At 70.3% G+C, this 10,943-nt stretch carries 10 protein-coding genes; 8 read left to right on the top strand and 2 right to left on the bottom strand.

Going from position 1 to position 10,943, the window contains the following annotated elements:
• The 7 genes from ACXJKR_RS14120 to ACXJKR_RS14090 form a co-directional block, all read left to right on the top strand.
• Nucleotides 1-293 (top strand): hypothetical protein (locus ACXJKR_RS14120; RefSeq protein WP_457323371.1); only part of this gene is annotated, 293 nt, incomplete at its 5' end.
• 22 nt (nucleotides 294-315) lie between these two features.
• On the top strand, nucleotides 316-2,511 hold the full coding sequence (locus tag ACXJKR_RS14115) for a patatin-like phospholipase family protein (protein ID WP_457323370.1): 2,196 nt from the start codon (nucleotides 316-318) through the stop codon (nucleotides 2,509-2,511).
• A 99-nt stretch (nucleotides 2,512-2,610) separates the two neighbouring features.
• Entirely contained in the window at nucleotides 2,611-3,180 is a 570-nt protein-coding gene (locus ACXJKR_RS14110) for a DUF4402 domain-containing protein (protein WP_457323369.1), read from the top strand.
• 20 nt (nucleotides 3,181-3,200) lie between these two features.
• The gene (locus tag ACXJKR_RS14105; RefSeq protein WP_457323368.1) at nucleotides 3,201-3,650 is read left to right on the top strand and encodes a hypothetical protein; all 450 of its coding nucleotides are present in this window, start codon (nucleotides 3,201-3,203) and stop codon (nucleotides 3,648-3,650) included.
• A gap of 4 nt (nucleotides 3,651-3,654) precedes the next feature.
• On the top strand, nucleotides 3,655-4,119 hold the full coding sequence (locus tag ACXJKR_RS14100; protein ID WP_056197950.1) for a DUF4402 domain-containing protein: 465 nt from the start codon (nucleotides 3,655-3,657) through the stop codon (nucleotides 4,117-4,119).
• 63 nt (nucleotides 4,120-4,182) lie between these two features.
• Complete coding sequence (locus ACXJKR_RS14095; RefSeq protein ID WP_457323367.1) at nucleotides 4,183-5,022, top strand: molecular chaperone; 840 nt, start codon at nucleotides 4,183-4,185, stop codon at nucleotides 5,020-5,022.
• A 26-nt stretch (nucleotides 5,023-5,048) separates the two neighbouring features.
• Complete coding sequence (locus ACXJKR_RS14090) at nucleotides 5,049-8,111, top strand: MSCRAMM family protein (protein ID WP_457323366.1); 3,063 nt, start codon at nucleotides 5,049-5,051, stop codon at nucleotides 8,109-8,111.
• On the opposite strand, the gene ispD is transcribed toward ACXJKR_RS14090, so the two are convergent.
• Both ispD and ACXJKR_RS14080 read right to left on the bottom strand, forming a co-directional pair.
• Nucleotides 8,101-8,784: a 2-C-methyl-D-erythritol 4-phosphate cytidylyltransferase gene (ispD, locus tag ACXJKR_RS14085; RefSeq protein WP_457323365.1), complete on the bottom strand. Its 684-nt coding sequence runs from the start codon at nucleotides 8,782-8,784 to the stop codon at nucleotides 8,101-8,103. The genes ACXJKR_RS14090 and ispD overlap by 11 nt on opposite strands.
• A 35-nt stretch (nucleotides 8,785-8,819) precedes the next feature.
• Complete coding sequence (locus tag ACXJKR_RS14080) at nucleotides 8,820-9,569, bottom strand: class II aldolase/adducin family protein (protein WP_457323364.1); 750 nt, start codon at nucleotides 9,567-9,569, stop codon at nucleotides 8,820-8,822.
• Nucleotides 9,570-9,640: 71 nt separating this feature from the next.
• Between ACXJKR_RS14080 and ACXJKR_RS14075 the strand changes: the two genes are divergently transcribed.
• Nucleotides 9,641-10,678 carry an RNA methyltransferase gene (locus tag ACXJKR_RS14075; RefSeq protein ID WP_457323363.1) on the top strand — a complete coding sequence of 346 codons (1,038 nt, stop codon included), beginning with the start codon at nucleotides 9,641-9,643 and terminating at the stop codon, nucleotides 10,676-10,678.
• Nucleotides 10,679-10,943 lie beyond the last annotated feature (265 nt).

Raw genomic sequence — 10,943 nt, 5'->3', positions numbered from 1 at the left:
CCGCATCGCTGCGCGAGCAGGGCATCGCCGCCCAGGAGGCCAACAACTCGGTGTCGGCCTTGCGCATGCTGCAGGCGCGGCGCGTGGACTTCTGGTTCGCCAACGAACTCGCTGCCGAACCCGTGATCCGCGCCGAGGGCGRCGCGCCGGTCAAGAACGTCCTGACGCTGCGCCGCGTGGACGCCTATGTGGCCTGCCACCTTGGCACGCCGCAGGAGCCGGTCGACAAGCTGCACCAGGCCATCCAGAAACTGCGCCGCCAGGGCGAGCTGGCGGAGTTCGGCCTGCGCTGACGCTGCTATGGTGCGGGCCGCCATGAAACGCCTGCTCCTTCTTTGCTGCCTGATCGCCGGTTCCGTACTGGCCGCCGAACCCTCTCCCGCTCAGCGCCCCAGGATCGGCCTCGTGCTGTCCGGTGGCGGCGCCCGCGGCCTGGCCCATATCGGCGTGCTGCGCGTGCTGGAGGAGATGCAGGTGCCGGTAGACCTCATCGTCGGCACCAGCATGGGTGCGGTGGTCGGCGGCGCCTATGCCTCGGGCCGCAGCCTGGATGAGCTCGAGGTCCTGGTGAAGGGCGCGAACTGGAACGCCATCCTGGCCGACCGGCCGGCGCGCGAGCGCCTGTCCATTCGCCGCCGCGAGGATGACGAGCGGCTTCCTTCGCGCATCGAGTTCGGCTTCACGCCGCAACGCGGTGCGATGCTGCCCGGCGGCGCCGCCGCCAATGGCCAGTTGGAGGCCACGCTGTCCTCCCTCATCCCCGCCACGCGCGCCGACGACCCGCTGTGCAAGCTGCCCATCCCGTTTCGCGCCGTCGCGACCGACCTGCTCTCCGGCGCGATGCTGGACCAGGCCGACACGCCGCTGTTTGAGGCCCTGCGTGCCTCCATGGCCGTGCCGGGCGTGTTTGCGCCGCTGCGCGTCAACGGCCGCCCGCTGGTGGACGGTGGCCTGGTGCGCAATCTCCCCGTCGACCTGGCCCGCCAGCTTGGCGCCGACATCGTCATCGCCGTCAACGTCGGCACGCCGCTGCTCGAAGACCGCGAGATCAGCAGCGCCGTCATGGTGGCCAACCAGATGCTGCAGATCCTGACCGAGCAGAACGTGCAGCGGTCGCTGCGTGAGCTGAACGCCCGGGACATCGTCATCGACCCCGACCTGCCCGGCATGGGCTTCATGGACTTCTACCGCGCCGACGAGGCCATGGCCACCGGCCGGCGCGCGGCCCTGGCCGCCGGCGAGCGCCTGGCGGAATTGGCCGCGCCTGCTGCCCACGCGGCCCTGCAGGCCCGCCGCCTCGGCCCGCCCGAGTCAGCGTTGAGTGCCCTGCCGCTGGCTGAGCTGAAGATTACCGGCGCTCAGCGGGTCAACGCCGAGGCGCTGCGGGCCGAACTGGCCCTGCAGCCGGGCGACACAGTAGGCCGCGCCGACCTGACCCGGGCCGTCGAGCGGCTGGACGGCACCGGCGATTTCGAGCGCATCGAGACCGAGATCGACGACCGCGACGGACGGCGCAGCGTCGAGTTCAAGCTCACCGAGGCCGACTGGGCCGCCAGCCGTGTGCGCTTCGGCCTGGAGCTGTACAGCAACTTCGCCGATGCCAACAGCTACTCGCTGGTGGCCATGCACGTCGCCAACTGGCTCAACCCCTGGGGCGCGGAGCTGCGCTCGGTCGCCCGCATCGGCTCCTCGCGCGGCCTCAACACCGAGTTCTACCAGCCGCTCGGCCCGGGCTCGCGCTGGTTCGCCAGCGCCAAGCTTGCCTACACGGCCGGCAGCAACGACGTCTTCGACCAGGGCCAGCGCGCGCTGCGCCTGTCCAGCAGCCTGACCAGCGCGCAGCTGGAACTCGGCCACCGCATCGCCGGCCTGGGCGACCTGCGGCTCRGCATCGGCCGCCTGCGTGCCAGCGACGAGGTGGTGCTGCCCGTCGTCCCAGAGGGCAGCCGCCGCTCGCAGAGCTATGGCCAGCAATACCTGGAACTGCACACCGACACGCTGGACTCCCTCGCCTTCCCCAGCCGCGGTCAGTGGACGACGGCGCGCATCGAATGGCTGCATCCGCGCGGCGAGGCCAGCGTCATCAACGCCTCGCTGATCGGCTTGTCGGCCTTGCGGCTGGGCGAGTGGGCCGGCCAGCTCTACGGCGAGTTCGCCCACGCCGAACGCGGGCAGGCGCGCTCTCTCGGGGGCTATCTGCGCCTGTCTGGCACGCCCGATGCGTCGCTGGTGGGTGAAAACATGGCCCTGCTGCGCGTCGTCATGGCGCGGCGCATCGGCGAGATGCCTGTCGGCCTGGGCGGCGCGGTGCGCGTCGGTTTCTCGCTGGAGACGGGTGCCATCGGCGCCGGCTCCGGCCTCAAGCTGTCCAACATACCCAGCAGCGGCTGGAAGCAGGCCGCCAGCGGCTTTCTCAGCGTGGACACGCGATTCGGGCCGTTCTACCTGGCGCTCGGCACGACGCGCGGCGGCGAGACAGCGGCCTATTTGCTGCTGGGGCCGAGCTGGTAAAGAAATGACCGTCAAGCTCGGCGCTGATCGGCCGATAAGCCTGTTGAGCGGGCCCGCAGCATTCGTGGGTCGGCACATCCAGGAGCCGAGGAGCGCCCCATGACCACATCGTTGAAAAGATCCGTTCGTCCGCAAAGCCTGCTGGCCTTGAGCGCCCTGGTGCTGCTGGGAGCCGCTGGCATGCGCGGCGTACAGGCCGCCGACAACGCGACCGCCAGCGCCACCGCCGTCGTGCTGCAGCCCATCGCGGTGACCAAGTCGGCCGACCTCGTGTTCGGCAATCTGGTCGCCGGCAACGGCGTCGTGACCTTGGCCACCGACGGCACCCGCACCAAGTCCGGCACGGCCGTCCTGCCCACTGGCGTCGCGCCCGTGGCCGCGCGCTTTGACGTGACCGGCGCCGGCACCAACACCTTCTCCATCGACTACACCGGCAGCGACACGGTGCTGACCGACGCGAGCGCGAACACGATGGCCATCGACTGGATCACCGAGGCGGTCGCGACCGCGACGGCGACCGGCAAGACCGACGAAACCACCGACGCCACCACAGGCACGCTGGCTGCCGGCGCCGCCTATATCTTTGTCGGCGGCAAGCTGACGGTGGGCGCCGCCCAGGCCGCGGGTACCTACACGGGCATCGTCAAGGTGACCGTCGCCTACAACTGAGGCCTATCCTCCTTGCGGCCATGACGACCGCCTTCCGCATTCACGGCCTTTGCGCCGCCACCGCACTGTGGTGCACTCTGTTGCCACAGGCGCCAGCCGTGGCCGCCAGTGCCGCGGCCCAGGCCAGCGCGGCCGTCATCGTGCCCGTGACGGTGAACGCCTGGCTGGGTGTGCCCGTCAGTGTGCAGGACCTGCTGCTGGCGCGGGACGCCCCCGCCGGCCCCGCCACGGGTGACCTGGTGACGCGCGTGGCGAGCGCGACCACGCCGGCCATCCTGCGCGCCCTGCCCCTGTGGATCGGCAGCGCGGTGGAGTCCAGGCAGGCCTTTGGCGTTGACATCGTCCCCGCGGCCAGCGCGGCGCTGCTGGCGCGTGGCCCGGCTGCAGCCGTGTCCGTGGCCGCCGCTTTGCCTGCAGGAGAAGGCGGCGATGGCGAGGGCCCTCTCGTTATCACCGTTGCCTTCAACTGAGGCCATGCGCGGGCTGACCCGTCATCGCGCCCTGGCCGCGCTGCTGCTGGTCGCCAGCGCGGCCGCGCCCGGTCAGACCCTGGTCAACAACGGCGCCCTGTCTTTCGGCGCCTTCACGGCCGGCAGCGGCGGCACGGTCAGCGTCAGCCCGGGCGGCGCGCGCCTGAAGACGGGCAGCGTCATCCTCGTCAACCAGGCCGGCACGGCCAGTGCCGCCCAGTTCACGATCACCGGCACGCCGAGCGCGGTGTTCGTCATCACCTTGCCGGCGGACGGCACCGTCTTCCTCACCGATGGCGCCAGCGGCAGCATGGCGCTGAACAGCTTCGTCAGCAGCCCCTCCGGCACAGGCGTGCTGGGCGGCGGTGGCACCCAGCAAATCAACGTCGGCGCCACGCTGACCGTGAGCAACCTACAGGCCACGGGCAGCTATTCCGGCTCCTTCAACGTCACCGTGAACTACCAGTAAAGACCGGCAACTCCGGTGCTTTTGCGAGCTTTGCACCGCTCAAGTCCTGGCGACGATGCCGGTATGCGTGCAAAGACCAAGTTCATCCGGCTGGCGGCCCTCGGGCTGCTGCTGCTGGCGCGCGCGGCGCAGGCCGACCTGATGCTGTTCCCGACGCGCATCGTCTTCGACAAGCAGCAGCGCGCCGCCCAGGTCGAGCTGATGAACCAGGGCAAGACGCCCGAGACCTATCGCATCAACCTCGTCAACCGCCGCATGGGCCCGAATGGCGAGTTCATCGCCATCGACGCGCCCGGCCCCGGCGAGCAATTCGCCGATGCCATGCTGCGCTACTCGCCACGCCAGGTCACCATCCCGCCCGGCGGCTCACAGATCGTGCGCATCCTGCTGCGCAAGCCCGATGAGCTGGCCATTGGCGAATACCGCTCGCATCTGCAGTTCGACCGCGTGGCCGAGGCCAGCGGCAACAGCAGCGTCGAGGACGTGGCCAAGCGCGAGGGCAAGGACGTTGGCATCGTCATCCAGGCCCTCGTCGGCGCCTCCATCCCGGTCATCGTTCGCCAGGGCGAGACGCATGCCAGGGCCGAGCTTTCCGACCTCGCCCTGCAGCCGGGCTCGGCAACCGGCCCCGGCACGCTGTCCTTCCAGATGAAGCGCGAAGGCAACCGCTCCCTCTATGGCGACCTGCTCGCCACCTTCACGACCACGGCCGGCGTCACCTTCGAGGTGGCGCGCGCCGGCGGCGTGGCCGTCTACGTGCCCAACGCGGCCCGGCGTGTGCAGTTGCCGCTGCAGCTGCCCTCCGGCAACGCCCTGCCCGCCGGCACGCTGAAGCTCGCCCTGCGCGAGCGGCCCGAGGCCGGCGGTAAGCTGCTGGCCGAGACCAGCCTCGCCCTTCCCTGACGGACCGGCGCCCGCCGCTCGGCGCCATGGCTCCGCTCCGCATCCTCCAGCGCGTCGCCGCCGCAGCCCTGCTGGTTGCGCCGTTGCTGCTGGCCCATGCCGCGCCCGACGACGCGCCGAAGCCGCTGCGCCAGCTCGAGGTGCAGCTCGATGGCCGCACGCTGGCCGAGCCGCTCGACGCCTACCAGACCGACTACCAGGTGCTGCTGCCGCTTGGGGCCGTCTCCAAGCTGCTCGGGCTGGACCTGCGCGTGCAGACCGCATCGGGCCGCGCCGCCGGCACACTGCCGGGCTCGGGCGAGCCCTTCTGCCTGGACCTGATCGACTCGACCATTCGCATCGGCGAACGGCGCCAGTCCTTCGAGCCGCGGCTGGCCCAGGGCATTGGCGGCGACATCTATGTGTCGACGCAGCTGCTGGCCCGCTGGCTGAGCCTGGAACTGGCCGTGGACCTGCCGCACTGGCAGCTGCGCCTGCGCGCGCGCGACAGCGTCGCCGCCCTGCCGCCAACGCCACCCTCCCGGCCGTCCCTGCCAACAGGCCCGCGCCGCATCGACGAGACCAACCTGCTGGTGCTGGAGGTGGTGCTGGATGGCCAGGTGGTGTCCGACAGCCTGGCCGCCTACCAGGACGGCACGCAGACCCTGCTGCCGCTGGGTGAGCTGTCGCGCCTGCTGATGCTGGCCGTCCAGGTGAAGCCCGACCGCGGCAGCGCCGACGGCCGGCTGCCCGGCGAGCGCGGCTTTGCGCTGAACCTGGCCGAGTCCCTGGTCAGCCTCGGCGGCCGTGAACAGAACTTCGAGCCCCGCCTGGCCGGCGTCGTCGGCGACGACATCTATGTGTCGCGCCAGTTGCTGACGCGCTGGCTGCCGATGGACCTGCAGGTCGACCTCGCGACCCTCAAGCTCAAGGTCGTGCCGCGCGAGAAGCTGCCGCTGCAGGAAAGGCTGGAGCGCGAGCGCCTGGCCGCGGCCCTGGCTGGCCTGCAACCCGCCGAACGGCCGAACTACCCCTATGCACGCTCCACACCCGGCTTGGTCGACGTGCCCTCCATCGACCAATCCTTCGGCGCCGACGCGCGCCGCGGCAAGAACTCGCGCCAGTACAAGGCGGCCTACACGGCCTACATCACCAGCGACCTGCTCGGCATGGAAGGCTCCGCCTATGTACTCAAGACCCACGACAAGGCCACGCCCGACCTGCGCCTGACGCTGGCCCGCAACGACCCCGATGCCGGCCTGCTCGGGCCGCTGCGGGCGCGCTCCGTCGCCCTGGGCAACCTGGCTTTGCCCAGCGTGCGCAACGTCATGCAGGGCAGCGCCAAGGGCAATGGTGTGTCGGTCAGCAACCGGCCGCTGGACCAGCCCAACAGCTTCGACCGACACAGCCTGCGCGGCGACCTGCCGCCGGGCTGGGACGTGACGCTGTACTACAACGACCAGTTGCTGGGCTACCAGTCCTCGCGTGCCGACGGCCGTTACGCCTTCGATGACCTGCCGCTGTCCTTCGGCGCCAACGAGTTCCGCCTCGTCTTCCACGGTCCGCTGGGGCAGTTGCGCGTGGAGAAGCAGAGCTTCCTGCTCGACCAGGCCAGCGTGAAGCCCGGCGAGGTGTTCTACACGCTGGCCTCGCAGGTCGCCGACGACGGCTCGGTGCGCAGCGTCGCCCAGGCCGACATCGGTATCGGCAAGAAGCTGACCGGCAAGGTCGGCCTGGTGCGCCGCCCGCGCCTGGTGGCCGGCGTCGTCGCCGAGGCGCTGGACTATGGCCAGCTCGGCCTGCTGGCCTATCTCGACTCGATGATCCTCAGCTCGCAGCTCACCGGCATGCGCGGCGGCGGCGCCCTGGGTGAGCTGGGCATGAAGACGCGCCTGGGCGGCTTCGCGCTGGACCTGCTGCACACCCAGCGTCAGGGCGGCTTCATCAACGACCAGTTCGCCGACGTGGCCGGCGGCGTGCGCCAGCGCCAGGAGCTGCGGCTGCAGGGTGGCGTGCGCCTGGGCGGCCTGCCGCGCCTGGTCATCGACTTCAACGCCGTGCGCAATGCGCTGGACCAGGGACCGTCCAATGTCCAGCTCGGCCTGCGCACCTCGCTCATGCTGTGGGGCACGGCCCTGTCCAACAGCCTGCGCTGGCAGCGCAGCGGTGATTTCACGACCACCGACGGCGCGCTGCAGCTGAGCCGACGCGTGGCCGACGTCGGCCTGAACGCCCAGCTCATGTACCGGCTGCAGCCCGGTGCCAGCCTGCAGGCCGTCGCCATCAGCGCCGACCGCAACCTCGCCGACGGCTACCAGATCAACGCCGGCCTGCTGCGCAGCATGGACTCGGGGCTGACGCTGGTGTCGGGCGGCCTGGCCAAGAACCTCGGCAGCTTCGGCTTGGCCGTCAGCGCGAGTTATTCCAGCCAGCATGAACTGGCCATGGGCCTGCAGCTCTTCGTGGCGCTGGACCGCGACCCGCGCAGCGGTCGCTGGCAGCTCGACGGCCAGCCGCTTGCCGGCAGCGGCGCCGTGTCGGCGCGCGCTTTTGTCGACCGCAACATGAACGGCATCCGCGACCCCGGCGAGGACTTCGTGGCCAATGCCGGCTTCCTGCTCAACGGCGGCGGCCGCCACCCGCGACTGACCGACACCGGCGGCGTCGCGCTGCTGAACCGCCTGGCGCCAGGCCGTTATGCCGACATCGCGCTCGACCCCGCCACGCTCGAGGACCCGCAGTGGAAGCCGCTGACACCCGGCGTGCGCGTGCTGCCGCGGCCCGGGCGTGTGGAGCAACTGGAGTTCCCGGTCGTGCTGAGCTCCGAGGTCGAAGGCACCATCTATCTGGTCGAGGCCGGCGGCAAGAAACGCGGCATCGGCGACGCCCAAGTGGAACTGGTCAACGGCAAGGACGAGGTCATCGCCACGACCACCAGTTCGGCCGACGGCTACTACCTCTTCCACCAGGTCACGCCCGGCGCACTGCGGCTGCGCATTGCGCCCGAACAGGCGGCCAAGCTCAAGCTCAAGGGCAAGCTGGAACGCGGGCTGGACGTGCCGGCCAATGGGGACTTCCTCAGCGGCGAGGATCTGGAACTCAGACTCTGAGGCAGCGCTCGGCGAACTCGAAGTCCTCGGGCCAGGTCACCTTGAAGTTGGCCATCGACGCGCGCACCAGGCGCGGCGAGAGGCCCAGGGCTTCGACGGCGCTGGCCTCGTCCGTCGCAGCCGCACCGATCGCCGTCAGCGCGCGCTCGACAAGTCCAAGGCGGAACATCTGCGGCGTCTGCGCAGCCCATTTGTCGCGGCGGTCGACGGTGGCCGTGACGCGTCCGTCGGCGTCGCCGGCCTTCAGCGTATCGGCGATGGGCTGGKCGAGCAGGCCGCCGACGGCGTCGTGCTCGCAGGCATCGATCAGCGCATCGACCCAGTCCGGGCGCAGCAGGCAGCGGGCGGCGTCATGCACCAGCACCCAGTCGTTGTCGGTCGCACCACGTCGCCTCAGTTCGGCCAGGCCACCGAGCACGCTCTCGGCGCGGCTTGCGCCACCCACGCGAGCAACCCAGCCAGCGTAGCCAGGTACAGCGGTTTCGAAGCGATCGTCGCCAGGTGACAAGACAACCAGCGTCTGCGCCAGCCGGGGCACGGCCGCGAGCGCAGCCAGCGTGTGCGCCAGCATCGGGCGACCGGCGATGGGCACGTATTGCTTGGGGCCGGCGGCGCCTGAGCGCTCGCCAATACCAGCGGCTGGAACGAGGGCGAACAAGCGGGGATCAGTCATCCCCGCCATTCTCAGCCCGGCTGCGGGACCAAGGCTCAGTCGTCGTGCCCGGGGTTCTGGCGCGCCAGGCGGCGCAGCAGCCCCGGCCAGGCCAGCTCGGCCCCGGAGCCGCGCATGACCTTGTCGCTCTGAGCGCGGATGCCGGCCAGGATCTGCTGCGGGATGCGGATCAGCTCGCCGCCGCCAGCCTGGGCCGCGATCTGGATCTCGCAGGCGCGCTGCAGCATGAACATCTTCAGGAAGGTGTCGGCCGCACTGCGGCCCAGGGTCAGCAGGCCGTGGTTGCGCAGCATCATCAGCGAGGTGTTGCCGAGGTCGGCGACCAGGCGGACCTTCTCGTCGGGGTTCAGCGCCACGCCTTCGTAGCCGTGATAGCTCAAGCTGGCCAGCGGGAACAGGCTGTGCTGCGAGATCGGCAGCAGGCCTTCGCGCTGCGTGCTGACCGCCACGCCGGCCACCGTGTGCAGATGCATGACGAACTTCGCGTCCTCGCGGGCCTCATGCACGGCGCTGTGGATGATGAAGCCGGCCGGGTTGACGTTGTAGTCGCTGGGCGCRACCTTCTCACCGGCCTGATCCACTTTGACGAGGCTGCTGGCCGTGATCTCTTCGAACATCATCCCGTAGGGGTTGATGAGGAAGTGATGCTCGGGGCCGGGCACGCGGGCCGAGATGTGGGTGAAGATCAGGTCGTCCCAACCGTGCAGGGCCGCCAGGCGATAGAGGGCGGCGAGGTCGCAGCGGACGGCCCATTCTTCGGGGGCGCAGTTCTCGGGCTTGGCCATGGTGTCTCCTCGTGAAAAGGGTCGATCCAGCATAGCGCCGACAATCGCGGGCTGTTGTCACCTCCGTTCCCATGCTGATTGCCGACCTCCGCCAGCGCCTGCGTGCGCTCGGCGCCAACCCCGACCACGAAAGCCGCGTGCTGCGCCACTGGCTGCACGGCCTGCCGCTGGATGGCGGCAAGCGGCCGCTGCAGGGCTTCCTGCCCAAGGCGGTCATGGCGGTGCTGCCGGGGCTGATGGCGGAGCTGGACAGCCTCGTCACGCTGCGCAGCGAGCACGCCGGCAGCGATGGCGAGTCGGCTCGGCTGTTGTTGGGCCTCAACGATGGCCAGACCGTGGAGACCGTGCTGCTGCCGCGCGACGGCGTCTGCGTGTCCAGCCAGGTGGGCTGCGCCGTGGGCTGCCGCTTCTGCATGACGGGCGTGGACGGGCTGATCCGCCAGGTCGGCAGTGCCGAGATCGTGGCCCAGGTGGTGCTGGCCCGGCGCAAGAACCTCAAGCTGCGCAAGGTCGTCTTCATGGGCATGGGCGAACCCTCGCACAACCTGGCCAATGTGCTGGACGCCATCACGCTGCTGGGCCGCGAGGGAGGCTTCGCGCACAAGCAGCTGGTGTTCTCGACGGTGGGCGATGAGCGCGCCTTCGCCGCGCTGAACGAGGCCGAGGTGAAGCCGGCCCTGGCGCTGTCCCTGCACACGACCGACGCCGCCAAGCGCGCCGAGCTGCTGCCGCGCGCACCACGGCTCACGCCCGAGGAACTCGTCGAGGCGGCCGACGCCTATGCGCGATCCAGCGGTTATCCCATCCAGTACCAGTGGACGCTGCTGGACGGCGTCAACGACGGGCCCGAGGAGCTGGACGGCATCGTGCGCCTGCTCAAGGGCCGCTATGGCCTGTTGAACATGATCCCCTTCAACAGCGCCGAAGGCCTGCCCTTCACGCGACCGAGCTGGGAACGCGCGCGGGCCATTGCCGCCGAGCTGTCTAGCCGCGGCGTGCTGACCAAGCTGCGCGACTCGGCCGGCCAGGACGTGGAAGGTGGCTGCGGCCAGTTGCGTGCCCGCGAGGCGGTGGGCCGGCCCGCGCGGGTCGTGAGGATTCACGCCTGAGGGTATCCGTCAGGCCGGGTACGGTCGGTTCCACAAGCAGAATCGCGGCGCCGCAGCAGCCTCGCTGCGAGAAGAATGCCTTTTGGAGAAGACATGACTCAGCTTCAGACGCTGGCCAGCCACGCCCGCATGGCCGCGTTGATCGCCGGCACGGCCCTGTGCCTGCAAGCCACGGCCGCGCCCACGGTCAGCAAGTTCGCACCCACGGCCCAGCTGGGCGGCAGCACGCTGCAGCTCAACGGCAAAGGCACGCGCGTGCGCCTCG

The organism is Roseateles sp. P5_E11 (genome assembly GCF_054049355.1).
Note: the sequence above shows the minus strand (reverse complement) of the source record. Positions and strands in the feature narration are given on the sequence as shown.